Source organism: Pseudomonas sp. HS6-2 (genome assembly GCF_049325675.2).
Taxonomy (GTDB): domain Bacteria; phylum Pseudomonadota; class Gammaproteobacteria; order Pseudomonadales; family Pseudomonadaceae; genus Aquipseudomonas; species Aquipseudomonas putida_N.
Genome location: NZ_CM143906.1, coordinates 1,259,280 through 1,283,207, shown reverse-complemented (window position 1 = coordinate 1,283,207; position 23,928 = coordinate 1,259,280). Strand labels below are relative to the sequence as shown.

The window sequence follows — 23,928 nt, the reverse complement described above, 5'->3', positions numbered from 1 at the left end:
CCGCTAAAGTCCCTGGGGTTGGCCACAAGCCAGCTCCAAGGACACACCGGAGACTCCATGAAAAAGCTCTTTATGCTGTGTTGCGCATCCCTGCTCGCAGCCTGTTCCAGCCAAACCCCCTCCACCCAGGCCAGCCTGGATGGCGAAGTCTTCTACCTGCAGCGCATCGCCCTGCCGCCTGCCGCCACCTTGAGCGTCGAGTTGCAGGATGTCTCGCTGATGGACGCCCCCGCCGTGACCCTGGCCCGCCAGGCCGGCCCGGTCAAAGGCAACGTGCCGCTACCGTTCCACCTCACCTACGACCCGGCCCAGGTCAAGCCCGGCCACCGCTACGCGGTCAGCGCGCGGATCGAGCTGGATGGCAAGCTGCTGTTCATCAACACCGAACACCACGGCGTTACCCTCGACGGCAGCGACCAGCAGCCAGTTAGGGTCAAAGTCGACCCGGTGCGCTGAGCCCGCCCCACTTCATCAATAAGGAAATACCCATGATTCGCGCCTCCCTGCGCTTCTCTACCCTGTGCGCCGGCCTGCTGCTGTCGGCCAGTGCCCTGGCCCTGTCGCTTGGCGACCTGAGCCAGTCCGACGCCACCGGCGGCCTGAAGGACGCCCTCACCCAGGGTGCGCAGATAGCCGTCAAGCAGTTGAGCACGCCAGGCGGCTTCAGCAACAACCCCGATGTGCGCATCGAGCTGCCGGGCAACCTCGGCAAAGCTGCCAAGGCCATGAAGATGTTCGGCAAGGGCGACCAAGTCGACGCCTTGGAAACCAGCATGAACAAGGCCGCCGAAGCTGCCATGCCGCAAGCCCAGGCGATTCTGGTGGATGCCGTGAAGAAGATGACCGTGACCGATGCCAAGGGCATCCTCAGCGGCGGTGGCGATTCGGCCACCCAGTACCTGAACAAGAGCAGCCGCGAGCAGATCCGCGCCAAGTTCTTGCCGATCGTCAAGCAGGCTACCGACAAGGTCGGTGTCGCCCAGCAATACAATGCCTTTGCCGGTCAGGCCAAGGGCCTGGGGCTGATCAAGGATGACGCCAACATAGAGAACTACGTGACCGAGAAGGCGCTGGATGGCCTGTTCGAGATGATTGCCAAGCAGGAAGAGAGCATTCGCCAGAACCCGGCGCAGGCAGCTACCAGCCTGGCCAAGAAGGTCTTCGGCGCGCTCTGAAGCCTCTGGGGCTGCTTTGCAGCCCATTCGCGGGGCAAGCCCGCTCCTACAGGGAAACTCGATCGTCTGTAGGAGCGGGCTTGTCCCGCGAATGGAGGGCAAAGCCCTCCCCCGCGATCTTTACCCTTTCTTCACCCTGAACCACGCCGCATACAACGCCGGCAGGAACAGCAAGGTCAACGCCGTGGCCACAATCAACCCGCCCATGATCGCCACCGCCATCGGCCCGTAGAACACACTCCGCGACAACGGAATCATCGCCAGCACCGCCGCCAGCGCGGTCAGCACGATCGGCCGGAAGCGCCGCACCGTGGCCTCGATGATCGCCTGCCAGCGGTCCAGCCCGGAAGCGATATCCTGCTCGATCTGGTCCACCAGGATCACCGAGTTGCGCATGATCATCCCCGCCAGGGCAATGGTGCCGAGCATGGCGACGAAGCCGAACGGCTGGCGGAACACCAGCAGGAACAAGGTCACGCCAATCAGCCCCAACGGCGCGGTGAGGAACACCATCACCGTGCGCGAGAAGCTGCGCAGCTGGATCATCAGCAGGCTCAGCACCACTACGATGAACAGTGGCATGCCGGCGTTCACCGACTTCTGTCCGCGCTCTGAGTCCTCAACCGTGCCGCCCACTTCCAGCAGGTAGCCGTCCGGCAGCCTGGCCTTGATCTCCTGCAAGGTCGGCAGGATCTGCTTCACCAACGTCGCCGGCTGCTCCTTGTCATAAATGTCGGCACGTACGGTCACCGTCGGCAGGCGGTTGCGGTGCCAGATGATGCCTTCCTCGAAGCCGTATTCCAGCGTGGCCACTTGCGACAGTGCCACGCTCTGGCCATTGTTGGTGGGCAGCGCCAGGCTGCCGAGGTTGCCCAGCTCGCCACGCTCCTGCTGGGTGCCGCGCAAGAGGATCTCGATCAGTTCGTTGTCCTCGCGGTACTGGCTGACCGTGGTGCCGGTCAGCGAGCTCTGCAGGAAGCTCGACAGCTGTGCGGTGCTCACGCCCAGGGCACGTGCGCGGTCCTGATCAATCTCCAGGAACACCGCCTTGCTCGGTTCTTCCCAGTCCAGGTGCACGTTGACCACATGCGGGTTCTCGCGCACCTTGTCCGCCACTTCGCGGGCCAGGGCACGGGCTTTCTCGATATGTTCGCCGGTGACCCGGAACTGCACCGGGTAGCCCACGGGCGGGCCGTTCTCCAGGCGCGTCACGCGGGCACGCAGGTCGGGAAACTGCTGGTCGACAGTGCTGATCAGCCAGCTACGCAAACGCTCGCGGTCTTCCATCGACTTGGCCAGTACCACGAACTGGGCAAAGCTGGCGGCTGGCAGCTGCTGGTCCAGCGGCAAGTAGAAGCGCGGCGAACCGGTACCCACGTAGGCTACGTAGTTGTCGATGCCGTCCTGCTGCTTGAGCAGCGCTTCCACTTGCTTGACCCGCTCGGCGGTATTGGCCAGCGAGGCGCCTTCGGCAAGCTTCAGGTCGACCATCAGCTCCGGGCGCCCCGAGGCCGGGAAGAACTGCTGGGGCACGAAACGGAACAGCAGAATGCTGCCGACAAAGGCGGCAATGGTCAGCAGGATCACCGTCTTGCGACGCCGCACGCACCACTCCACCACACGCCGTACGCGCTGATAGAACGGCGTGCCGTACGGATCAGGGGCATGCCCGTCCTTGCCATGGCGGGCGGCATGCAGCTTGGCCAGGTCCGGCAACAGCCGTTCGCCCAGGTAAGGTACGAAGACCACCGCCGCGACCCACGAGGTCAGCAGTGCGATGGTCACCACCTGGAAGATCGAGCGGGTGTATTCACCGGTGCTCGAGGCCGCCGTGGCGATCGGAAGGAAGCCCGCCGCCGTGATCAGCGTACCGGTGAGCATCGGGAACGCCGTACTGGTCCAGGCGTAGCTGGCGGCCTTGAGGCGGTCGTAGCCCTGCTCCATCTTGATCGCCATCATCTCCACGGCAATGATCGCGTCATCCACCAGCAGGCCCAGCGCCAGCACCAGCGCGCCAAGCGAGATCTTGTGCAGGCCGATACCAAAATAATGCATGGTGGCGAAGGTCATCGCCAGCACCAACGGAATGGCCAACGCCACCACCAGGCCGGTGCGCAGGCCGAGGGAGAAGAAGCTCACCAGCAACACGATCACCAGTGCCTCGACCAGCACCTGGACGAACTCGCCGACCCCGGCCTTGACCGCCGCCGGCTGGTCGGAGACCTTGCGCAGCTCCATGCCGGCCGGCAAGCTGCGCGCCAGGCGTTCGAACTCGCCTTCCAGGGCTTTACCGAGTACCAGGATGTCGCCGCCGTCCTTCATCGACACTGCCAGGCCAATGGCGTCCTCGCCCATGAAGCGCATGCGCGGTGCAGGCGGGTCGTTGAAGCCACGGTGCACCTCGGCCACATCGCCGATACGGAAGGTGCGGTCGCCTACCCGGATCGGGAACTGACGGATCTCATCAACGCTGTCGAAGCGCCCGCTCACTCGCAGTTGCAGGCGCTCGCTGGGGGTTTCGAAGAAGCCGGCGGTGCTGACCGCGTTCTGCTCACGCAATGCCTGCTGCACCGCCTCCAGCGGCACCCCGAGGGTGGCCAGCTTGAGGTTGGACAGCTCGATCCAGATCTTTTCGTCCTGCAGGCCGATCAGCTCGACCTTGCCCACGTCCTTGACCCGCTGCAGCTGGATCTGGATACGGTCGGCGTAGTCCTTGAGCACCGCATAGTCGAACCCGGCGCCACTCAATGCGTAGATATTGCCGAAGGTGGTACCGAATTCGTCGTTGAAGAACGGCCCCTGGATCTCCGGCGGCAAGGTGTGGCGGATGTCCGCGACTTTCTTGCGAATCTGGTACCACAGCTCGGGGATGTCCTTGGAGTGCAACGAGTCGCGGGCCATGAAGGTCACCTGCGACTCACCCGGGCGCGAGAACGAGACGATCCTCTCGTACTCGCCGGTCTCCATCAGCTTCTTCTCGATGCGCTCTGTCACCTGGCGCGATACTTCCTCGGCGGTGGCCCCTGGCCACAGGGTACGAATGACCATGGCCTTGAAGGTGAACGGTGGGTCTTCACTCTGCCCCAACTTGGTGTAGGACATGGCGCCGATGGCAGCCAGCAGAATCATCAGGAACAGCACGATCTGGCGGTTACGCAACGCCCATGCGGAAAGGTTGAAACCCATCGGGACTTACTCCTTGGCCGTCAGGTTCACCACGCGGTTGGTGCGGTCTACCGGCTGCACCTCCTGCCCCTCGCGCAGCACGTGGCCACCGGCAGCGACCACCCAGTCGCCCGGCGCCAGGCCTTCGAGCACCGGCACGGTTTCACTGCCATAAGGCCCCAGGCGCACCACGGCGCGCTCCAGGCGGCTGTCCTTGTTCACGCGCCAGACATAGGCCTGGCCGTTTTCTGCGGTGACGGCCGACAACGGCACCGCCAGCGGAATCAGCCCATCATGGGCAATGAATACCCTTGCACTCTGGCCGAGCTCGGCAGGTGCCTTGGCCGAGGTGAAGGCAATGCGAGCGGCGAACGTGCGTGAACGCGGGTCGGCAGCAGGTGACAGCTCGCGAATGCGCCCTGGGAAACGCTCGTTGGGGTACGACCACAATTCGACGCTGACATCCTGGCCCACGGCAAAACGTGCGAACTGCTGCTCCGGCAGGCCGATGGCCACTTCACGCTCACCGTCGGCGGCGAGTGTGAACACGGTTTGCCCGGCTGCTACCACCTGGCCGACTTCAACCTGACGCTTGGCGATGACGCCTGCCTGCGGCGCACGCAACACAGCGTATTCAGCCTGGTTGCCGGCCACGTCGAACTCGGCCTTGGCTTGCTTGAGGCGGGCGAGGCCTGCGCGGTAGAGGTTTTCCGCGTTGTCGTACTGGGAGTGGCTGACCATCTGCCGATCCAGCAGTTTCTGGTAGCGGTCGCGCTCGGTGCGCACCAGCGACAGGTTGGCCTCGGCCGCCGCCAGCTGGGCGCGGTTGGCTTCCAGCTGCAGGCGCACGTCCTGCGGGTCAAGCTCAGCCAGCGGCTGCTCGGCCTTGACCCGCTGCCCTTCTTCCACCAGGCGCTTGCTGACCTTGCCGCCAATGCGGAAGGCCAACTCAGGTTCGAAGCGCGCGCGCACTTCGCCGGGGTAACTGTCGGCAGCGGCTTCGGCCGGCTGTGGCTGCACCACCAGGGCCGGGCGTGGTGCGGCAGGGGCCGCGGCTTCCTGGCCGCAGGCGGCCAGCAACAAAGCGGCAGCAGCGGGCAGAGCGAGGGACAAGGCATGGCGCAACATGATGAATCCTTTCGAGAAGAGCACATCGAATATTTATACTGGTGAGTATATTAAATCAGGGAACCGAAGCCGGGAAGCCGGCGTCGGAAAGTAAATCAACATTAACGATGGTCGCGACCTGCAGCCGGAAGCGGTTCGAGCCGGTAAGATGGGCGCCCCTTCAACCAGATGCGGATTCCAATGTCCAACGACGCACCCATCGGCCCGGGCCGGCCCAAGGACCTGGCCAAGCGCGAGGCCATCCTCGAAGCCGCCAAGGCGCTGTTCCTCAGTCTTGGCTACGCCAACACCAGCATGGATGCGGTCGCTGCGGCGGCAGGTGTTTCAAAGCTCACGGTCTACAGCCACTTTACCGACAAGCAGACGCTGTTCGGCTCGGCGGTCATGGCGACCTGCCAGAACCAGTTGCCCGACCTGATGTTCGAATACCCCGAAGGGGCGGCGGTGGAGGATGTGTTGCTGAACATTGGCCGCAGCTTCCAGGCGCTGATCAGCAGCGACGAGGCGGTAAAGTTGAGCCGCCTGATCATGGCGCTGGGCAGCCAGGACCCTGGGCTTGGCGAGTACTTCTATGAAGCCGGGCCCAAGCGGGTGCTGGCGGGGATGGAAGCGTTGCTGCGCGGGATCGACGAGCGCGGGCTGTTGCGGATTGCCAACCCGTTGCAAGCAGCCGAGCACTTCTTCTGCCTGATCAAGGGCGCGCCGGATTACCGGCTGCTGTTGGGGTGTGCCGGGCCGCTGGAGGGGGATGAGGCCGAGGCTCATGTGCGTGAGGTGGTAGAGTTGTTTATCCGGGCCTTCAAGGCCTGAGTCAGCCTGTGCCGGCCTCTTCGCAGGCAAGCCCGCGAAGAGGCCGGCACAGGCGATCAAGCCTTCAAGGCTTTCTTCGGATAGATGTCATACCGGCTCGACTTACCTTCCAGGCTATGACTAGGCTTCGGCCCATCAATGATCGGCGCCTTGCGCGGCCGCTTCACCACCACCCGGTGACTGGCCAGCGCCAGTGCCGCCTCCAGCAATGCGGGCGCATCCAGATCATCGCCCACCAGCGGCCGGAACACGCGCATTTCCTTCTTTACCAAGGCGCTCTTGTCACGGTGCGGGAACATCGGGTCGAGGTAGATCACCTGCGGCGGCTCGCCTTCCCAACTGCGCATACGCTCGATGGCGTTACCCGTCAGCAGACGCATGCGCCCGACAATCGGCCCCACCTCTTCATCCAGCCGGGCCCGTGACAGGCCATCCTCCAGCAACGCGGCAATCAGCGGCTGGCGTTCGATCAGGGTCATCTGGCAGCCCAGGCTGGCCAGCACGAACGCGTCCTTGCCAAGGCCCGCCGTAGCATCCAGCACCTGTGGCCGAACGCCTTGGGCGATGCCGACCGCTTTGGCAATCATCTGCCCGTTGCCACCACCAAACTGGCGCCGGTGTGCAGCCTGGCCCTCAACAAAGTCCACCCGCACCGGCCCCGGTGCCTGGGGGCCCAGTTGCTGGATCTGCAAGCCATCAACGCCCAGCTGCACGGCAAAGCCGGCAGCATCGTCATGCAGCGGCAGCGCCAGGCGCTCGGCCCATGCGGCGGCCTGCGCCTCGAACTCAGCCGACAGCGCCTCGACCCGGATACCTGTGCCCTGCTCTTCCATCATTCACACCTAGAAATTGAACCCTGCCCCTCATGTATCGGCCGCCACGGCCGATACAGGCAATATCCCGCTATTCTGCCAGAGCACAGCGCGCACGACTGCCATGACAGATACTCTTCCCATCGGTTTGACCTACTTGTCGCCTGTCGGCAACTACGGTCGGCAGAATACCCAGGCACTCGGGGGCGTCAGCCACCTGTGGCAGGATTTCTTTGCCCGCGCGATGGCCGAGCAGCAGGCAGAAGAACCGGACAGCGTCAGCCAGGCAATGGTGCAGTACGATCAGCACAGCGGCGAGCCGATCGGCGGGGCCAAGGCCCTGGCCATGATCGAAACCCAGCGCGCCTGCCCGGTGCAAGACACCATCGTCGCCCCCCCCAAGCCCCTGTTCCTACCCAAGGCGGAGCTCGAGGCCAACCTGCTGGAGCCGGCGCCAGAGCCGTTCAGCGTCGCCGAGATGATCCAGCAGCAGCGCCAGCTCGACATCAGCAACAACTGGCTGCGCCCGGTGGTGATGAGCCAAGGCCACCCAATCGCCGAGCCAGGCCCTGGCCCCTCCCCGCGCCCGCTGCACCTGCCGATTGCCGAATTCGAAATGAACCTGCTCGACCCTGCGCCGGAGCCGTACGACGAGGCGACTATGGCCAAGCAGCAAAACGATCTGGAATTCGACATGCACTGGGCACGCCCAGTGGTGCTGAACAACGTTCGCGCGCACGCCTGATATCAGCGGCAGACCTGCCAACGCCCCATGTCCAGGTGAAAGTGATTATGGTGGGCAGCGTTGTAGTCCGGCCCCAGTACGGTGCTGAAGCTGTCACAGGCTGCTTGCCGCACCTGCCTTAGAAACTCACCCTTCTGCCCACCCGCCTGCCAGTCACGCGCCAGCACGATGCGCTGACCATCCTGCAGGCGGAAACCACTGATATCCAGCGCGTTGGCCGTGGCGTGCTGGCTCAGACGCCCCTCCTTGCGGTTGTAGACATTGCGGCAGGCAAAACTGCCCAGGTGATCCACCTGCACAACAGGCTGGCCAAGCACCCGCTGCGCCGCAGGCTGCAGCCCATGCTGCTCGAACAACGCATAGGCAACTGCCAAGGGGCAACTGGCCAGGAAACTGCTGCTTAAACGCACCTGCCCTTGCTCAATGCGCCACACGTTTTGCAACGGGCATTTGGCTGACGCCGGGCTGTCGGCTTGCGCCCGGTAACGCAGGCCGGAAGTCTCCAGCGTCTGGCGGCACAAGGCGGGGTCATTGCGCAGCCGCGACAGTTTGTAGCTCGTCAGCCAGCTTGGCGGCTGGCGCACATCCAGCACCGCCCACGGGTTCCACGCATCCGGCAGGCGCCAACCGAGCTGCCACGCAAAGCCTGCCATGATCAGCAGGCCACACAGCAGCACCAGCGCGCGCACGGCGCCTCAGCGGCGGAACAGGTCGTTGAGTTGGGCGAACGGCAAGGCCTGCTCGCCGTAGCTGAAGGTGCCCTGATCACGGATCTCCAGTGCGGCACGCTGGAACGCGCCCAGTGCCGCGCGCGCCAGCGACGAACCGACGCTGATGCGGCGCACGCCCAGGTCCTGCAACTGGTTGACGCTCAACGGTACACCCGCCAGCCCCATCAGCACGTTGACCGGTTTCGGCGCCACCGCCTGCACCACCGCGCGCACCTCATCGACACTGCGCAGGCCTGGTGCATAGAGCACGTCGGCACCGGCCTCGGCATATGCCTGCAGCCGCAGAATGGTGTCATCCAGGTCCATGCGCCCGTGCAGCAGGTTTTCCGCACGGGCACACAAGGTGAACGGGAATGGCAGACTGCGCGCGGCCTGCACGGCGGCCCGCACCCGCGCCACTGCCAGTTCGAAGTCGTAGATCGGCGCGTCGGCGCGGCCGCTGGCATCTTCGATCGACCCGCCGACCAGCCCCACTTCAGCAGCACGCAGGATGGTCTGGGCGCAGTCCTCGGGCAAGTCACCGAAGCCGTTTTCCAGGTCGGCGGCTACCGGCAAAGCGGTGGCATCGACGATCACACCGGCATTGTCCAGAGTCTCGTCCATGCTCAAGGCACCTTCGGCATCGGGCCGCCCGAGGCTGAACGCCAGGCCTGCACTGGTGGTGGCCAATGCTTCGAAGCCGAGGCTGGCCAGCAGCTTGGCGGAGCCGGCATCCCAGGGGTTGGGAATGACGAAGGCGCCTTCACGCTCATGCAGTGCCTTGAAGGCTTCGGCTCGCAGGGTCTGTACATCCATGGTCACAACCTCCGGGGGCTGGGAATGGTCAGAGTAGCCCCAGTTGTTCGACCTCGGGGGCGCGCGGCAATTCCGGCAATGCTGCCAGACCAGGCAGGCGGGCCATCAGCCGTTGGTGGAAACGCTGGGCCAATGCCGCGGCCAGGCGGTTGTCGGACGTGTGCAGGAATACATAAGGGCTACGCCCCTCCTCGATCCAGGCGGCGACCTTGTCCACCCAGGGGGTAAGGAAGGTCTCGTTGGCCTCAAGCTGCGGATGGCCGATGAAACGCACCTGCGGGTGCTGGCTGAAGGCAGCGGGGCGCGGTGGCACCTTGGGTTTTTTCGACTGCGCATGCAGCACGGCGGGGTCGCGTGAGGTGCAACTGAACAGGGCGCGGGGGTCGAGGCAGATGCGCTCCACGCCGCGCTCGTGCAGCAGGCGGTTGAGCAGCCGTTCTTCCTCGCCCTTGGCGAAGAAGGCCTGGTTGCGCACTTCCACCGCCACCGGCACGCCGATTTCGTCGAGGAAATGGCCCAGTTCGCCCAACCGTGCGGGGCTGAACTGGGCCGGCAACTGCAGCCAGTACGGCGATACGCGCTGGCCCAGCGGAGCCATCAGGCGGGTGAAGTCGCAGGCCGCTTCCAGCTGATCCCGCAGGTCGCCTTCGTGGCTGACATCCCTGGGAAATTTGGCGGTGAAACGGAAGTGCGCGGGCATGACCTGCGCCCAGCGGGCAATGGTGGCGGGCGCGGGGCGCGCATAGAACGTGGTGTTGCCCTCGACTGCGTTGAATACCTGGCTGTAGTAGCCAAGCATTTCATTGGTATTGGCGTCGGCGGGATACAGGTAGTCGCGCCAGGCGTTCTCGCTCCAGGACGGGCAACCTAAGAAATAAGGCAGGGAAGATGGATTCATCCATCAAATGTACAGGTCAAGCCCCAGTACTTCCATGTCCCAGTCGGTAAAACCGGCCGTGCTGAGGTAACTGGCCAATGCAGTAGCAGTGCGCCGGTCACGAGCGCGGGGGAATACCATGTCCTGCTGGCGAGCCGGCAGGCCCGACGGGCGACGACGCGCAGAAGCCTCTTGGGTGACTTCGCTCTCTTCGATAAGCTCGGCATCGTCCACGTTCTCGTCCCGCACCGCACCTTTGCGCGGGGTGCGCTTGATCGGGTAGGACTGTGATGAGAAACCGTCGATACGCATGGCGTGAGCACTCAGGACCAATGATGGCAATTTAGCAGCATCAGAGTTCCGTCGCTAATGCTCGAGTGATAACTGGACCACAGTTTGCGCCGAAGGTTTTATCGTCAACTGCGATAACCGACGAACAGCACTCAGCGCGCCTTGGGTGTAGCCACATTATCGCGCAAGTAAACCGGTTGCGCCTGTTCGGCGACGATTGCCTCGCCACGGGCCCAGGCGAAATTGGCCAGGCTGAGAATGTCCAGCGCATTGGGCAGTGCCGCGGGGTTGCTGGCACTGGTCTGTACAGCCAGGCGCTCGGCATAGCCCCAGCCGGTACCGGCACCGAACCAGTCACCACTGCAGCCTTCAGGCAGGGCTACGCGCTCAGGCGGCAGCACGGCTTCCAGGCCCTGCAGGCGCATTTCACCGGCTTCGGCCTTGTAGCAACCCCAGTACACCTCATCCATGCGCGCATCGATGGCTGCGGCCACCTGCTCCACGCCGTGCTCGCGCAAAGCGCCCTGGGCCAGCGCGGCCAGGTTGGACACCGGCAGTACCGGGCGCTCCAGCGCAAAAGCCAGGCCCTGCACCACACCGATGGCGATGCGCACCCCGGTGAACGCGCCCGGGCCACGGCCGAAGGCAATGGCATCCAGTGCATTCAGCGCCACGCCGGAGTCCGCCAGCAGCTGCTTGATCATCGGCAGCAGCTTCTGCGCATGCATGCGCGGGATCACCTCGTAATGGCTGGTTACCTTGCCGTCATGCAGCAGCGCAACGGAACAGGCTTCGGTGGCGGTATCCAGGGCCAGCAGGGTGGTCATCGAACGGGTATCCAGGTGCGAGGGAAAAAGAGCGGCAGTATAAACGACAACGGCCCGCAAGCGGGCCGTTGTGACGCATGGCGTTGGATCAGCTCAGGGCTGCCAGCACCTTGGCGGTGATCGACTCGACCGAGCCGACGCCTTCGATGTGGCTGTACTTCGGCTTGCCGGCGTTGGCGGCCGACAGCTTCTGGTAGAAGTCCACCAATGGCTTGGTCTGGCTGTGGTAGACCGACAGGCGGTGACGCACGGTTTCTTCCTTGTCGTCGTCGCGCTGGATCAGGTCTTCGCCGGTGACGTCGTCCTTGCCTTCCACTTTCGGCGGGTTGTACTGAATGTGGTAGGTGCGGCCCGAGGCCAGGTGCACGCGGCGGCCTGCCATGCGGCCGACGATTTCTTCGTCGTCGACGGCGATTTCGACCACGGCGTCGATGTCCACGCCAGCGGCAACCATGGCTTCAGCCTGTGGAATGGTGCGTGGGAAGCCGTCGAACAGGCAGCCATTGGCGCAATCCGGCTGGGCGATGCGCTCCTTGACCAGGCTGATGATCAGCTCGTCGGAAACCAGCTGGCCGGCATCCATGACTTTCTTCAGTTCCAGGCCCAGTGGGGTACCGGCCTTGACGGCGGCACGCAGCATGTCACCGGTGGAGATCTGTGGAATACCGAACTTCTCGGTGATGAACTTTGCCTGAGTACCTTTACCGGCCCCGGGAGCTCCCAGCAGAATTACGCGCATCTCGTGCTCCTCAAATTTTTTTATGAAATTCAATGGATTCGGCAATCGAGGCCAAGTCCGGAAAATCGGGTATGACCATAAATCGGTCAGAAGGCTGCTCAAGATACACAGCGCCCGGCAGCCAGACAAGCGTCCCAAAGTTGCAGCATTGCGTCATTTGTAAGCAAAACCGCAGGTGGTTGCGCCCGGCGCAACCACCCTCCTCGCCCTGTTCTGGCCGCTTGCCTGCCGACCGTGCAAGGCCGCACCCGCAGGCTTCAGCCGGTGTTGCGCAGGCCTGCGGCAATCCCTGCCACGGTCACCAGCAAGGCCTGCTCCAACGGGCTGTCCAGAGCGGCTTCGCGGCTGCGTGAACGGGCCAGCAACTCGGCCTGCAGGCGGTGTAGCGGGTCCAGGTAGGTGTTGCGCAGTCTGATGAATTCCAGGGTCTCGGGGCTGTGCGCCAGTAGCACCGGCTGCCCGGTCAGGCCCAGCACCACTTGGCACGACTGCGACAATAGGTCGCGCAGGTGCACACCTAAAGGAAGCAAGCCCGGTTGCACCAGACGTTGGTCGTAGGCCTCGGCGATTTGCGCATCGGCCTTGGCCAGGACCATTTCCAGCATGTCGATGCGGGTGCGGAAGAACGGCCATTGCTCGCGCATCTGCCCCAGCAGCTCGCCCTGGCCCCGCGCCAAGGCATTGCTCAGGGCCGTTTCCCACCCCAGCCAGGCCGGCAGCATCAGGCGTGTCTGGGTCCAGCCGAAGATCCACGGAATTGCTCGCAGGCTTTCGATGCCACCGGCACGACGCTTGGCCGGGCGGCTGCCCAGCGGCAGGCGGCCCAGTTCCTGCTCGGGCGTGGACTGACGGAAGTATTCGACGAAGTCGGGGTTTTCCCGCACTACGCCGCGATAAGCCTTGAGGCCATCGGCCGCCAGCTGGTCCATCAGTGAACGCCAGGCGGGCTCTGGAGGTGGTGGCGGCAGCAAAGTCGCCTCAAGCACGGCGGCCAGGTAGAGGTTAAGGTTCTGCTCGGCGATGCCCGGCAAGCCGAACTTGAAGCGGATCATCTCGCCCTGTTCGGTGGTGCGAAAGCGCCCTGCCACCGAGCCTGGGGGCTGCGACAGGATCGCCGCATGGGCCGGGCCGCCGCCCCGGCCGACCGTGCCACCACGGCCATGGAACAGCAGCAGCTCGACCTGATGCTCGCGGCAGATGCGCACCAGGTTTTCCTGGGCGCGGTACTGGGCCCAGGCGGCCGCCGTGGTGCCCGCGTCCTTGGCCGAATCGGAATAGCCGATCATCACTTCCTGCGGCCCGCGCAGGCTGGCACGGTAGCCTGGCAGGCCAAGCAGGCGCTCCATCACCGGCCCGGCGTTGTCCAGGTCGGCCAGGGTTTCGAACAGTGGCACCACGCGCATCGGCCGGGTCAGGCCGGCTTCTTTGAGCAGCAGTTGCACGGCCAGCACATCGGAGGCTGCACCCGCCATCGAGATCACGTAGGAGCCCAGCGAAGCGCCCGGCGCCGCAGCGATCTCGCGGCAGGTGGCCAGCACTTCTGCGGTCTCTGCCTGGGGTTTGAAGTGCGCCGGCAGCAACGGCCGGCGGTTCTTCAGTTCGGCCTGGAGGAAGGCGATGCGCTGTTCTTCGTCCCAGTCGGCATAGCTGCCCAGGCCCAGGTAATCGGTAATCTCCGCCAGCGCATCACGATGCCGGGCTGCGTCCTGGCGCACATCCAGGCGACCTAGGAACAGGCCGAAGGTCACCGCCCGGCGCAGGCTGTCGAGCAATGGGCCATCGGCGATCACGCCCATGCCGCACTCATGCAACGACTGATAGCACAGCTCCAGCGGGGCGATCAGGTCGCGGTTGTCCACCAGCACCTCGGCACTGGCCGGCTGGCTGCTGGTCAATGCGACCTGGGCCCAGGCGCGGGTCGCCCGCAGGCGGTCACGCAGCTGCTTGAGCAATGCCCGATACGGCTCGGCACTGTCGACCACACGCTCGCGCAAGGCATTACTGGCTTGCTGCATGGACAGCTCGGCCGCCAGCGCATCGACATCGCGCAGGAACAGGTCGGCGGCCATCCAGCGGGCCAGCAGCAGCACCTCACGGGTCACGGCGGCAGTGACATTGGGGTTGCCGTCGCGGTCACCCCCCATCCACGAGGCGAAGCGAATGGGTGCGGCTTCCAGCGGCAGACGCAGGCCGGTGGCGTCGAACAACGCCTTGTCGACCTTGCGCAAGTGGTTGGGAATGGCATGCCACAACGAATGCTCGATCACCGCGAAGCCCCATTTGGCCTCGTCCACCGGGGTGGGCCGGGTGCGGCGGATTTCTTCGGTGTGCCAGGCCTCGGCGATCAGCCGGCGCAGGCGCTCGCGCACCTGCTCGCGCTCGGCGGAGGTCAGGTCGCGGTGGTCCTGCGCGGCCAGCTGGCCGGCGATGGCATCGTATTTCTGGATCAACGTGCGCCGTGCCACCTCGGTCGGGTGCGCGGTCAGCACCAGCTGGATATCCAGCTTGGCCAGTTGCCGGGCGAGAGCGTCATCCTTGTGCCCGGCCTGCTTCAGGCGCGCCAGCAGTTCGGGCAATACCCGCGCCTCGAACGGCTCTGGCTGGCCGGCATCACGACGGCGGATCAGCTGATACTGCTCGGCCATGTTGGCCAGGTTGAGGAACTGGTTGAAGGCCCGCGCCACCGGCAACAGGTCTGCTTCGGCGAGGTCCGCCAAGGTCGAGCTCAACTGCTCGCCAGCACCGCGGCGGTCGGCCTTGGCGCTGTGGCGGATGTCCTCGATTTTCTGCAGGAACGCATCACCGTGCTGCTGGCGAATGGTTTCGCCGAGCAACTCCCCCAACACATGGACATCTTCACGCAGGCGCACATCGATATCAGTCATTGGCCCTCTCTTCGGCGCGGCTCGCCGCGCTCCTCAGGAAACAGCACTGGCCCAAGAGTGCCCACTGCCGGGGCGCAAAGGCAAGCCGCGATCGCGCAAAGCAAACTAAAGTTAAGCCAGCGCAGTCTGATGCACTGCAGCCTTTACTGGCGTTCACAGAGGTCATCATGAAAATCCGCGAACTCGCCCAGCACTGGGAACAGAATGCCGCCGGCACCCTGAGCCCCACCGGCCACGCCTTGCACCTGGACCTCGAGTCCGAGGCACGCCTGGCTGCCCTGATCGACATGTACCCCAAGCGCACCGCCGAGGAACTGCTCGGCGAACTGGTCGCCGCCGCGCTGGAGGAGCTGGAAGCCAGCTTCCCCTACGTGCAGGGCCGCAAGGTCATCGCCACTGACGAGGAGGGTGACCCGCTGTTCGAAGACATCGGCCCGACCCCGCGTTTTCTTGCCTTGTCACGGCGCCATCTGCACGACCTCAGCAACACCGGCGACGACAGCGGCAATTGAGCTTGAAACACGATATTCCGGGCCTGCAACAGGCCCGGAACCACTCCAGGCATCGAAAGTTCCGAGCAAATCTCGCTGACCGATCAGTCAGAAATAAATAGCCGTAATGAGCATTTTTTTCGGAACCATTCAAAAAACGGTCAAGTCCCAGCCAATAGCCATCACGCTAAAACCCTGCACTCCCGCCATGTGCATCGTTGAGCGCAAGCGCAGGCAATGTCAGGGATTGAGCGATGGACTGCTACGGACATCGTCGTAATCAGGAGTGATCCAATGGAACTGACCACCATCAACACCCGCACCCCGAAACCCACATCCAGCCACGTGCGCGGGTTGAAGCTGGCCGCGCTGGCCCTTGGCAGTAGCCTGGTCCTTGCTGGCTGTGCTGGCAACCCGCCTACCGAGCAGTACGCCGTCACCCAGTCCGCTGTGAATTCCGCCGTCAGTGCCGGTGGTACCGAGTTCGCTGCCGTGGAAATGAAAGCGGCCCAGGACAAGTTCAAGCAGGCCGAAATCGCCATGCACGACAAAAAGTATGACGAGGCCAAGCGCCTGGCCGAGCAAGCCGAATGGGACGCGCGCGTTGCCGAGCGCAAAGCCCAGGCAGCCAAGGCCCAGAAGGCCGTGCAGGATGCCCGCCAGGGCGTTCAGGACGTGCGTCAGGAAGGCCTGCGCAGCGCTGAATGAGCGCCGCCATGCCAACCCGAGCCTTCGCAACTGATCAAAGGATGAACACTATGCGCAACTACGTCATGATTCCCGCCCTGCTGGCCCTGAGCATCAGCCTCGCTGCCTGCTCCCACGACCCGAACCCCAACCTGGAGTCGGCCCGCACCAACTTCTCGGCGCTGCAGAGCGACCCACAGTCGAGCAAGGTCGCCGCGCTCGAGACCAAGGATGCCCAGGACTGGCTGAACAAGGCCGACAAGGCCTTCATGGACCGTGAAAACACCGAGAAGGTCGACCAACTCGCCTACCTGACCAACCAGCGTGTCGAAGTGGCCAAGGAAACCATCGCCCTGCGTACCGCCGAGAACGAGCTGAAGAACGCCTCGGCCCAGCGCGCCCAGGCCAAGCTCGATGCCCGCGACGCGCAGATCGCCAAGCTGCAGGAAAGCCTCAACGCCAAGCAGACCGACCGCGGTACCTTGGTGACCTTCGGTGACGTGCTGTTCGACTTCAACAAGGCCACGCTCAAGAGCAACGCCTACCCGAACATCACCAAGCTGGCCCAGTTCCTTCAGGAGAACCCGGAGCGCAAGGTGATCGTCGAGGGTTACACCGACAGCGTCGGCTCGGCCAACTACAACCAGACCCTGTCCGAACGCCGCGCTGCCAGCGTGCGCATGGCGCTGGTGCGCGCAGGCGTCGACCCGGCACGCATCGTCGCCCAGGGATATGGCAAGGAATACCCGGTGGCGGATAACGGCAGCAACTCGGGCCGTGCGCAGAACCGTCGGGTGGAGGTAACCATCTCCAACGACAACCAACCGGTGTCACCTCGTTCGGTGAGCCAGATTCAGCAATAAGGCTGCCGAAAAAACTGGAACCCCGCCTTGATGGCGGGGTTTTTCATGCATGCACGCTGGCAACTAAAAGCTAAGACCGTGAATTCGATGTAAGGGCAAGTAAAGAGTTCGGAAAGCGGGATGGCACAGGCTTCGCCCGTGTTCGCGGGCAAGCCCGCTCCCACAGGAATGGCGGCAGCTTTTAACATTTGGGCAAGACAGTTGCTCCCGCCTGACCTGAGATTCACTGCATCTGCTGCGGCGTCTCCTGGCCCATGCAGCGCACTGCACGCTTGCGACTGTCCACCAGCACGCCAGTCAGGCCTTTCTGCTCGGTATCGAACAGCACCAGCACACCATCCACGCACTGGGCCACCTGCGGCGCCGGGTCGAGGGAGACCTTGTAGTCCTCGCCAGGAATCGTCTTGAGCATGGTGAAGTCCTGCAGCAGCAGCGCATCCTCGGGTTTGGCGAAATGCAGGTAGCCGTAGTACCAGAGGGCTCCCACCGTCACGATGATGCTGCCGACACCGGTCAGGATCAGCGGGATGGCGTTGCGTTCTTCACTCATTGCTTGTTCTTCTCTTCAGGGTAGTTGGGCACTTCGGCAAGCCGCCGCAGGCCGTTGAAGTGGCTGGGGTCATCGAGGAAGCGCAGCATCACCTGGCGCCACACCGGGTCGGCGAAGGTCTGCACGTGCCCCCCACGGGTCAGCTGCAGCACCCGCGGGGGCGGTGCGTGCTGGTACAGGCGGATGCCGTTGTCCATCGGCACCAGGTTGTCGTCGATGCTGTGGAAGAACAGCTTCGGCGGGCTGCTCAGCTGCTCGATCGAATGGATCGCGCTGTCGCCGTCCGGCACCAGCCAGGACAGCGGCACCTGCAGCGGCCAGGTCATCCACGAGGTACTCAGTGCGTAGCGGCCGACCGCACGGTAACTGGCCGGCACACCGTCGAACACCAGGGCACTGAAGCGCTGGCGCTGCTCGGGGTGCTGCGCCAGGTAGTGAATCGCCATTGCCCCGCCGAGGCTCTGGCCAAGCAGCACCAGCGGCTTGCCCTTGACCTCGGGGGCCTGGGCCAGCCAGGCCATGGCCGCGTCGATGTCCTGATAGACCTCGGGCAAGCTCGGCGAGCCCTCGGACAGGCCATAGCCACGGTAGTCGATCATCAGCACCTGGTAGCCCTGCTCCGGCAGCCAGTAGCTGCCGCCAAGATGCCCTGGCAGATTGCCGCCGTTGCCATGCAGGTGCAGCACCGTCCCCTTCACCTCCACGCCTGCCTTGGCCGGCAGCCACCAACCGTGCAGGCGCAGGCCATCGGCGGTGGTCAGGCTGATATCGCGATACTCCAGCTTGGCCCGTTTCGGCGTGAACGGTTCGCCAGGTTCCGGGTAGAACAGCAGACTGCTGCAGCCACCCAGACCTAGCAGAAGCAAGCCCAGAACCAGCAGGCGGCAGCGCTCAGAGAATGTTCGCGTAGTCGGCTTCAATGCGATCCAGGCTCAAGTGGTTGAGGAAGTTGGAGAAGCACATCCAGGCCGACAGCGCGTTGAGGTCGCGGAACTGCTCCGGCAGGTACTTGGGTGGTTCCACCAGTCCCTCCTCGACCAGCTGGCGCAGGGTGCGCATGTCTTCCAGGGTGGTCTTGCCGCAGAACAGCAAAGGAATTTGCTCGAGCTTGCCCTTCTTCACGGCCAACTGAATGTAGTTGTAAACCATGATGAAGCCCTTGAGGTAGGACAAGTCCTTGGTGAATGGCAGGCCATTGGGCACCGAGCCGCGGAACACCCGGCTGGCGTTGCTGTAGCTCTGCGTCATCTCAAAGCCCTGCTCGCGGAAGAAGTCGAACACCTGCAGGAAATCGGCGCCCTCCTCGACCATGTGGATGGCGCGGGTGCGGTTGGTCAGCTTGCGCAGACGGCTGGGGTAGGACGCGAAGGCGATCACTTCCATGAGGATCGCCAGGCCTTCCTGGGTCACCGTCGACGAAGGCGGGCCCTTGGCCAGGAAGGTGCAGATCGGCTGGTTCAGGCCGTTGAGCGTGGTCCCCACGTGCACCAGCCCTTCATGCACCTCCAGCGCACGCACGTCACGGTTGTTGAACATGGCATCGGCGCGCACCTTGATGTAGTCGGCACCCGCTGCGGCATCGGCGACGATACCGTCCGACTCGAACACGCGGATGGTTTCCTCTGCCTCGCCGAACACCTTGTTCAGGCGGCGCTGGAGAATGTCCACGGCCTCCTTGGCGGTCAGGTTCTTCGGCTCGTCCTTGAGGTCGCCGCGCCCGTCGATGTTGTTCAGGTAGTCCGAGAGCATCAGCCCCAGGTCGGCCAGGGTCGGGTCACCGGCATGGAAGGCGTCGGAGGCGGCGCCGTACAACTCCTGGGAAATCAGCCCGAAGTCTTCGGTACCGCGGGCTTCGAGCATGCGCACGACCATGCGGTACTCGCGGCACATGCGCTTCATGATCTGCCCAACCGGGTTGAACTGGCCGAGCTGGCGAATGATGTCACGCTCGATGGCCTGGAACTCGGCCTTCACCGCGCTGGAGTCGAACGCCAGCGGGCGGGCCAGGTAGTACTCGCGATTGACGGCGGGCGGCTCCTTGCCCTTGGCCTTGAGGAAGCCCTGGCGAATGTTGTCGTCCCATTTCACCGCGTCCAGGACCCGGATCGGGGTCTGCGCCGCGACGATACGGTCGGACAGGGCGCGGATGGTTTGCTGGTATTCGTCCACGGAGGACTCCTTGATCAGATCCTGACTATTTGCCGCTGCGCTGGAACCGCGCCACTTCGACGAACAGGTCGGAGTTCGCCGGGTCATCCAGATATGCCAGCACCCGCGGCGACGGGCTGTCGATCAGCACACCCTCGCCGCTTTCCTCCGGCACCTCGGTGCTGCGCCCGGTCAGTTCCTTCTTCTCGACCGCCTGCTGCACCTGCTCGACATCGAGGTTGTAGACCACCAGCTCCTTGCCATCGACGATATCGAAACCGCCGATCAGGAAGTTGCCGCCCAGGCGCTTGGGCACGCCAGCCGACAGGTACCAACGGTTGCCATGTCGCGAGACGGTGAAGGTGTATTCCTCGGGCGCCTTGCCCTTGGCCGTGGCCACCGCCTTGTAGGCATCGCCACCGCTGCGGCTGATGGTCAGCTTCAGTGGCTCGCCCCAGGCGTCCTTGCTGCTCCATTTGCCGAGCAAGGCCTTGGGCGCCGCCTGGTTGCTCGGCAGCGGCTCATGAAAAGTCACCAGACAACCGCCCAGCAGGAGGAATGACAACGTCAACAACACCACACGCCAGGCTTTCATCAGGTTCTCCTTGAAAGTTCGGTCTCAGCTCAGGCCGATGCCAACACCAGGTGAAGGTAACGGGTAAGCATAGCGAGCATCTGCCCATCGGCTTGCGTATCGGCATCCTTGAGCAGGCCCTGATATTCCATCTGCTCGATAATCGCCGTCAACATTTGGGCGTCCTGTTCCGGTTGCTGCGAGCCAACCACCTGCAGCAGCTGACGGGCGCCGTGCAGCAGAATCTGCTCATGAGCGCGCACCAGCTCGGCCAGGCGCGGGCACAGCAGGGCCTCCTGGCGGAAGGCCTGCTCGGCCATCATGAAATCGCGGCGGTTGAGCAACTGGCGCTGGACATAATCGGCGGTCATGCGGGCGATTTCGTCGGCCAGTCGCGCCCGCGACTGCACGCTGCCATCACCCTGGGCCAGCAGCTGGCGCAGGACCACCTCGGTGTTGGCCCAGAGCTTGGCCATGTAGGCGGCGCTACGCTCGACGTACTGGGCGAAGGTATCGGTGAGCAGGTCTTCGATGTCCTTGAAGTAGTAGGTGGTGGCCGACAGCGGCACACCCGCCTCGGCGGCCACCGCACGGTGGCGCACGCCACGCACGCCATCGCGCACGACGATGCGCATGGCGGCGTCGAGGATCAGCTGGCGGCGCTGTTCGCTGCCTTGACGGGCGGTCTTGCGACCCTGGTACTGCACGCTCTCGGCGACGGCGGTGGCGATGCCAGCGGCGCCTTGTTGGGCCATTGCGGGTGTCACAGTGGTTACCTCATGGACAGTGGTTTGCCTGTACCGCGAAGAGGCCGGCACAGACAACATAAAGCTTCAGGCAAGAAAAAGCCGCCTCGAAAGGCGGCTTGTTCAGTTCACTCAGGCCTGTGGGCGCATGTGCGGGAACAGGATCACGTCGCGAATCGACGGCGAGTTGGTCAGCAGCATCACCAGGCGGTCGATGCCGATACCTTCACCGGCGGTCGGCGGCATGCCGTACTCCAGGGCGCGTACGAAGTCGGCGTCGTAGCGCATGGCTTCGTCGTCACCGGCGTCCTTCTCGGCCACCTGGGCCAGGAAGCGCTCGGCCTGGTCTTCTGCATCGTTGAGCTCGGAGTAGGCGTTGGCGATCTCGCGGCCACCGATGAACAGTTCGAAGCGGTCTGTCACGGCCGGGTTGTCGTCGTTGCGACGGGCCAGCGGCGACACTTCGAACGGGTACTCGGTGATGAAGTGCGGCTGCTCCAGCTTGTGCTCGACCAGCTCTTCGAAAATCATCACCTGCAGTTTACCCAGGCCTTCGTGGCCCAGCACCTTGGCGCCGGCCTTCTTGGCGATGTCGCGGGCACGGTCGACGTCCTGCAGGTCGGCAGCAGTCAGCTCCGGGTTGTACTTGAGGATCGAGTCGAATACCGACAGGCGCGCGAACGGCTCGCCGAAGTGGAACACCTTGTCGCCGTACGGGACGTCGGTGGTGCCCAGTACCAGCAGCGCCAGCTCGCGGAACAGTTCCTCGGTGAGGTCCATGTTGTCGCGGTAGTCGGCGTAGGCCTGGTAGAACTCGAGCATGGTGAATTCAGGGTTGTGACGAGTCGAAACGCCTTCGTTACGGAAGTTGCGGTTGATCTCGAACACTTTTTCAAAGCCACCGACCACCAGGCGCTTGAGGTACAGCTCCGGCGCGATACGCAGGAACATGGCCATGTCCAGGGCGTTGTGGTGGGTTTCGAACGGCTTGGCCGCGGCGCCGCCAGGGATGGTCTGCAGCATCGGCGTCTCGACTTCGAGGAAGTCGCGCTCGATGAGGAACTTGCGGATGTGCGAGATCACCTGCGAACGCACACGGAAGGTGTGGCGGGTTTCTTCGTTGACCATCAGGTCGACGTAGCGCTGGCGGTAGCGCTGCTCGGTGTCGGTCAGGCCGTGGTGCTTGTCCGGCAGCGGGCGCAGTGACTTGGTCAGCAGGCGCACGTTGGTCATCTCGACGTACAGGTCGCCCTTGCCGGAACGGGCCAGGGTGCCTTCGGCGCTGATGATGTCGCCCAGGTCCCAGGTCTTGACCGCGGCCAGGGTTTCTTCCGGCAGGGTCTTGCGGTTGACGTAGACCTGGATACGGCCGGTCATGTCCTGGATGACCATGAACGAGCCACGGTTGAGCATGATGCGGCCGGCAACCTTGACCGGGATCGCGGCTGCTTCCAGCTCTTCCTTGGTCTTGTCCGCGTACTGTTTCTGCAGGTCGTTGCAGTAGCTGTCGCGACGGAAGTCGTTGGGGAAGGCATTGCCCTTGGCACGCTCGGCGGCAAGTTTTTCCTTGCGCAGGGCGATCAGGGCGTTTTCTTCCTGTTGCAGGTCTTGCGATTCGGTCTTGAGGTCGCTCATGTCGTCATTCTTTCCATCAGGTATTCGTTGCCCTTTTCGGGCAGGGCACGCGCTACCGGCGGGTAGCCAGGCAGCGCGGCGGTGGTGTGCGGCTTACAGGCCCTGCTTGAGGCTCGCTTCCAGGTACTGGTCGATGTCGCCGTCCAGCACCTTGTTGCAGTCGCTGCGCTCGACGCCGGTCCGCAGGTCCTTGATGCGCGAGTCATCCAGCACGTAGGAACGGATCTGGTGGCCCCAGCCGATGTCCGACTTGCTGTCTTCCAGCGCCTGGGAGGCGGCGTTGCGCTTCTGCATTTCCAGCTCATACAACTTGGCCCGCAGCATTTTCATGGCGGTGTCCTTGTTGGCGTGCTGGGAGCGTTCGTTCTGGCAAGCCACCACGGTGTTGGTCGGTACGTGGGTGATACGCACCGCCGAGTCGGTGGTGTTCACGTGCTGACCACCGGCACCGGAGGAGCGGTAGGTGTCGATGCGCAGGTCGGACGGGTTGATCTCGATCTCGACCTTGTCGTCGATCTCGGGGGACACGAACACCGCCGAGAACGAAGTGTGGCGACGCGCGCCGGAGTCGAACGGGCTCTTGCGCACCAGGCGGTGCACGCCGATCTCGGTACGCAGCCAGCCGAAGGCGTACTCGCCCTTGATGTGCACGGTGGCGCCCTTGATACCGGCGACTTCACCTTCGGAGAGTTCGATGATGGTGGCGTCGAAGCCACGCTTGTCGGCCCAGCGCAGGTACATGCGCAGCAGGATGTTGGCCCAGTCCTGCGCCTCGGTGCCGCCGGAGCCGGCCTGGATGTCCAGGTAGGCGTTGTTCATGTCCATCTCGCCGCTGAACATGCGACGGAACTCAAGCTGGGCCAGGGATTCTTCCAGGGCCTGCAGCTCGGTCTCGACATCGCTGACAGCGCCTTCGTCACCTTCCTCGACGGCCATGTCGAGCAGGTCCTTGCAGTCGGCAAGGCCGTTGGCCATCTTGTCCAGGGTCTCGACGACCTGCGCCAGCATGGCACGCTCGCGGCCCAGGGCCTGGGCGTACTCGGGCTTGTTCCAGACGGCAGCGTCTTCCAGCTCGCGGTTGACTTCGATCAGGCGGTCATGCTTGTGATCGTAGTCAAAGATACCCCCGAATGGACAGGGAACGCTCGGTGAGGTCCTTGATGGTGTTCAGGATTGGTTGGATTTCCATGGGCGGCTGGCTCTCGTGCGAATTCGGTGAAAAGCCCGCGAGTATAACCCATCCAAAGAACGGCG

General features: G+C 64.0%; 24 protein-coding genes. 7 read left to right on the top strand and 17 right to left on the bottom strand.

The features are described from left to right. Positions 1-57: 57 nt before the first annotated feature. On the top strand, positions 58-456 hold the full coding sequence (locus ACOKS3_RS05905; RefSeq protein WP_103445415.1) for a YbaY family lipoprotein: 399 nt from the start codon (positions 58-60) through the stop codon (positions 454-456). Between the two features lie 32 nt (positions 457-488). Then, positions 489-1,175, top strand: a complete 687-nt coding sequence (locus ACOKS3_RS05900) for a DUF4197 domain-containing protein (RefSeq protein WP_103445416.1) — start codon at positions 489-491, stop codon at positions 1,173-1,175. 120 nt (positions 1,176-1,295) lie between these two features. Here the strand turns inward: ACOKS3_RS05900 and ACOKS3_RS05895 are convergent, their stop codons facing one another. Continuing rightward, a complete protein-coding gene (locus ACOKS3_RS05895; RefSeq protein ID WP_103445417.1) occupies positions 1,296-4,361 on the bottom strand; it encodes an efflux RND transporter permease subunit in 3,066 nt (1,021 codons plus the stop codon). 6 nt (positions 4,362-4,367) lie between these two features. Continuing rightward, positions 4,368-5,468, bottom strand: coding sequence for an efflux RND transporter periplasmic adaptor subunit (locus tag ACOKS3_RS05890; protein WP_103445418.1), 1,101 nt, complete (start codon positions 5,466-5,468; stop codon positions 4,368-4,370). A 168-nt stretch (positions 5,469-5,636) separates the two neighbouring features. On the opposite strand from ACOKS3_RS05890, the gene ACOKS3_RS05885 reads away from it, so the two are divergent. After that, positions 5,637-6,278: a TetR/AcrR family transcriptional regulator gene (locus tag ACOKS3_RS05885; protein ID WP_103445419.1), complete on the top strand. Its 642-nt coding sequence runs from the start codon at positions 5,637-5,639 to the stop codon at positions 6,276-6,278. Between the two features lie 56 nt (positions 6,279-6,334). On the opposite strand, the gene ACOKS3_RS05880 is transcribed toward ACOKS3_RS05885, so the two are convergent. Next, positions 6,335-7,111, bottom strand: a complete 777-nt coding sequence (locus ACOKS3_RS05880) for a class I SAM-dependent methyltransferase (RefSeq protein WP_103446225.1) — start codon at positions 7,109-7,111, stop codon at positions 6,335-6,337. A gap of 103 nt (positions 7,112-7,214) precedes the next feature. On the opposite strand from ACOKS3_RS05880, the gene ACOKS3_RS05875 reads away from it, so the two are divergent. Next, entirely contained in the window at positions 7,215-7,835 is a 621-nt protein-coding gene (locus ACOKS3_RS05875) for an energy transducer TonB (protein ID WP_103445420.1), read from the top strand. Positions 7,836-7,837: 2 nt separating this feature from the next. Here the strand turns inward: ACOKS3_RS05875 and ACOKS3_RS05870 are convergent, their stop codons facing one another. The 7 genes from ACOKS3_RS05870 to ppc all read right to left on the bottom strand — a co-directional run bounded on the left by ACOKS3_RS05870 (position 7,838) and on the right by ppc (position 14,980). After that, positions 7,838-8,524, bottom strand: a complete 687-nt coding sequence (locus ACOKS3_RS05870) for an extensin-like domain-containing protein (protein WP_103445421.1) — start codon at positions 8,522-8,524, stop codon at positions 7,838-7,840. Positions 8,525-8,530: 6 nt separating this feature from the next. Next, positions 8,531-9,361 (bottom strand): isocitrate lyase/PEP mutase family protein, encoded by an 831-nt coding sequence (locus ACOKS3_RS05865; protein ID WP_103445422.1) that lies wholly within the window; start codon positions 9,359-9,361, stop codon positions 8,531-8,533. A gap of 28 nt (positions 9,362-9,389) precedes the next feature. After that, positions 9,390-10,259, bottom strand: coding sequence for a DUF72 domain-containing protein (locus tag ACOKS3_RS05860; RefSeq protein WP_103445423.1), 870 nt, complete (start codon positions 10,257-10,259; stop codon positions 9,390-9,392). A gap of 3 nt (positions 10,260-10,262) precedes the next feature. Further along, positions 10,263-10,550, bottom strand: a complete 288-nt coding sequence (locus tag ACOKS3_RS05855) for a hypothetical protein (protein ID WP_103445424.1) — start codon at positions 10,548-10,550, stop codon at positions 10,263-10,265. Between the two features lie 131 nt (positions 10,551-10,681). After that, entirely contained in the window at positions 10,682-11,356 is a 675-nt protein-coding gene (gene tsaB, locus ACOKS3_RS05850) for a tRNA (adenosine(37)-N6)-threonylcarbamoyltransferase complex dimerization subunit type 1 TsaB (RefSeq protein ID WP_103445425.1), read from the bottom strand. 88 nt (positions 11,357-11,444) lie between these two features. After that, positions 11,445-12,095: an adenylate kinase gene (gene adk, locus ACOKS3_RS05845; protein ID WP_028691565.1), complete on the bottom strand. Its 651-nt coding sequence runs from the start codon at positions 12,093-12,095 to the stop codon at positions 11,445-11,447. Positions 12,096-12,352: 257 nt separating this feature from the next. After that, positions 12,353-14,980 carry a phosphoenolpyruvate carboxylase gene (gene ppc / locus ACOKS3_RS05840; RefSeq protein ID WP_103445426.1) on the bottom strand — a complete coding sequence of 876 codons (2,628 nt, stop codon included), beginning with the start codon at positions 14,978-14,980 and terminating at the stop codon, positions 12,353-12,355. Between the two features lie 167 nt (positions 14,981-15,147). On the opposite strand from ppc, the gene ACOKS3_RS05835 reads away from it, so the two are divergent. From ACOKS3_RS05835 to ACOKS3_RS05825, 3 genes are all read left to right on the top strand, one after another. After that, on the top strand, positions 15,148-15,492 hold the full coding sequence (locus ACOKS3_RS05835) for a hypothetical protein (RefSeq protein WP_060512646.1): 345 nt from the start codon (positions 15,148-15,150) through the stop codon (positions 15,490-15,492). 273 nt (positions 15,493-15,765) lie between these two features. Next, positions 15,766-16,179 carry a DUF4398 domain-containing protein gene (locus tag ACOKS3_RS05830; RefSeq protein ID WP_103445427.1) on the top strand — a complete coding sequence of 138 codons (414 nt, stop codon included), beginning with the start codon at positions 15,766-15,768 and terminating at the stop codon, positions 16,177-16,179. A 50-nt stretch (positions 16,180-16,229) separates the two neighbouring features. Further along, entirely contained in the window at positions 16,230-17,021 is a 792-nt protein-coding gene (locus tag ACOKS3_RS05825) for a lipotoxin F family OmpA-related protein LptF (RefSeq protein WP_103445428.1), read from the top strand. Positions 17,022-17,244: 223 nt separating this feature from the next. Here the strand turns inward: ACOKS3_RS05825 and ACOKS3_RS05820 are convergent, their stop codons facing one another. The 7 genes from ACOKS3_RS05820 to prfB all read right to left on the bottom strand — a co-directional run bounded on the left by ACOKS3_RS05820 (position 17,245) and on the right by prfB (position 23,863). Further along, the gene (locus ACOKS3_RS05820) at positions 17,245-17,571 is read right to left on the bottom strand and encodes a hypothetical protein (RefSeq protein ID WP_103445429.1); all 327 of its coding nucleotides are present in this window, start codon (positions 17,569-17,571) and stop codon (positions 17,245-17,247) included. Further along, positions 17,568-18,491 carry an alpha/beta hydrolase gene (locus ACOKS3_RS05815; RefSeq protein ID WP_103445430.1) on the bottom strand — a complete coding sequence of 308 codons (924 nt, stop codon included), beginning with the start codon at positions 18,489-18,491 and terminating at the stop codon, positions 17,568-17,570. The genes ACOKS3_RS05820 and ACOKS3_RS05815 overlap by 4 nt, the downstream gene beginning before the upstream one ends. Next, on the bottom strand, positions 18,463-19,740 hold the full coding sequence (locus ACOKS3_RS05810) for a flavohemoglobin expression-modulating QEGLA motif protein (RefSeq protein ID WP_103445431.1): 1,278 nt from the start codon (positions 19,738-19,740) through the stop codon (positions 18,463-18,465). The genes ACOKS3_RS05815 and ACOKS3_RS05810 overlap by 29 nt, the downstream gene beginning before the upstream one ends. Before the next feature lie 25 nt (positions 19,741-19,765). Next, a complete protein-coding gene (locus ACOKS3_RS05805; protein WP_103445432.1) occupies positions 19,766-20,314 on the bottom strand; it encodes a hypothetical protein in 549 nt (182 codons plus the stop codon). A 29-nt stretch (positions 20,315-20,343) separates the two neighbouring features. Further along, complete coding sequence (locus ACOKS3_RS05800; RefSeq protein WP_103445433.1) at positions 20,344-21,048, bottom strand: TetR/AcrR family transcriptional regulator; 705 nt, start codon at positions 21,046-21,048, stop codon at positions 20,344-20,346. A 123-nt stretch (positions 21,049-21,171) separates the two neighbouring features. Further along, the gene (gene lysS / locus ACOKS3_RS05795) at positions 21,172-22,674 is read right to left on the bottom strand and encodes a lysine--tRNA ligase (protein WP_422763483.1); all 1,503 of its coding nucleotides are present in this window, start codon (positions 22,672-22,674) and stop codon (positions 21,172-21,174) included. Between the two features lie 93 nt (positions 22,675-22,767). Next, positions 22,768-23,863 (bottom strand): peptide chain release factor 2 gene (prfB, locus tag ACOKS3_RS05790; RefSeq protein ID WP_103445435.1). Its coding sequence is split into 2 segments (ribosomal slippage): positions 22,768-23,790 and positions 23,792-23,863, totalling 1,095 coding nucleotides; the frame shifts between segments, so codons are not numbered across the junction. Between the last annotated feature and the right edge of the window lie 65 nt (positions 23,864-23,928).

Excerpts from the sequence above, each read along its gene's own strand:
- ACOKS3_RS05905 (WP_103445415.1), top strand. The coding sequence starts at position 58 with ATGAAAAAGCTCTTTATGCTGTGTTGCGCATCCCTGCTCGCAGCCTGT.
- ACOKS3_RS05900 (WP_103445416.1), top strand. The coding sequence starts at position 489 with ATGATTCGCGCCTCCCTGCGCTTCTCTACCCTGTGCGCCGGCCTGCTG.
- ACOKS3_RS05895 (WP_103445417.1), bottom strand. The coding sequence starts at position 4,361 with ATGGGTTTCAACCTTTCCGCATGGGCGTTGCGTAACCGCCAGATCGTG.
- ACOKS3_RS05890 (WP_103445418.1), bottom strand. The coding sequence starts at position 5,468 with ATGTTGCGCCATGCCTTGTCCCTCGCTCTGCCCGCTGCTGCCGCTTTG.
- ACOKS3_RS05885 (WP_103445419.1), top strand. The coding sequence starts at position 5,637 with ATGCGGATTCCAATGTCCAACGACGCACCCATCGGCCCGGGCCGGCCC.
- ACOKS3_RS05880 (WP_103446225.1), bottom strand. The coding sequence starts at position 7,111 with ATGGAAGAGCAGGGCACAGGTATCCGGGTCGAGGCGCTGTCGGCTGAG.
- ACOKS3_RS05875 (WP_103445420.1), top strand. The coding sequence starts at position 7,215 with ATGACAGATACTCTTCCCATCGGTTTGACCTACTTGTCGCCTGTCGGC.
- ACOKS3_RS05865 (WP_103445422.1), bottom strand. The coding sequence starts at position 9,361 with ATGGATGTACAGACCCTGCGAGCCGAAGCCTTCAAGGCACTGCATGAG.
- ACOKS3_RS05860 (WP_103445423.1), bottom strand. The coding sequence starts at position 10,259 with ATGAATCCATCTTCCCTGCCTTATTTCTTAGGTTGCCCGTCCTGGAGC.
- ACOKS3_RS05855 (WP_103445424.1), bottom strand. The coding sequence starts at position 10,550 with ATGCGTATCGACGGTTTCTCATCACAGTCCTACCCGATCAAGCGCACC.
- tsaB (WP_103445425.1), bottom strand. The coding sequence starts at position 11,356 with ATGACCACCCTGCTGGCCCTGGATACCGCCACCGAAGCCTGTTCCGTT.
- adk (WP_028691565.1), bottom strand. The coding sequence starts at position 12,095 with ATGCGCGTAATTCTGCTGGGAGCTCCCGGGGCCGGTAAAGGTACTCAG.
- ppc (WP_103445426.1), bottom strand. The coding sequence starts at position 14,980 with ATGACTGATATCGATGTGCGCCTGCGTGAAGATGTCCATGTGTTGGGG.
- ACOKS3_RS05835 (WP_060512646.1), top strand. The coding sequence starts at position 15,148 with ATGAAAATCCGCGAACTCGCCCAGCACTGGGAACAGAATGCCGCCGGC.
- ACOKS3_RS05830 (WP_103445427.1), top strand. The coding sequence starts at position 15,766 with ATGGAACTGACCACCATCAACACCCGCACCCCGAAACCCACATCCAGC.
- ACOKS3_RS05825 (WP_103445428.1), top strand. The coding sequence starts at position 16,230 with ATGCGCAACTACGTCATGATTCCCGCCCTGCTGGCCCTGAGCATCAGC.
- ACOKS3_RS05820 (WP_103445429.1), bottom strand. The coding sequence starts at position 17,571 with ATGAGTGAAGAACGCAACGCCATCCCGCTGATCCTGACCGGTGTCGGC.
- ACOKS3_RS05805 (WP_103445432.1), bottom strand. The coding sequence starts at position 20,314 with ATGAAAGCCTGGCGTGTGGTGTTGTTGACGTTGTCATTCCTCCTGCTG.
- ACOKS3_RS05800 (WP_103445433.1), bottom strand. The coding sequence starts at position 21,048 with ATGGCCCAACAAGGCGCCGCTGGCATCGCCACCGCCGTCGCCGAGAGC.
- lysS (WP_422763483.1), bottom strand. The coding sequence starts at position 22,674 with ATGAGCGACCTCAAGACCGAATCGCAAGACCTGCAACAGGAAGAAAAC.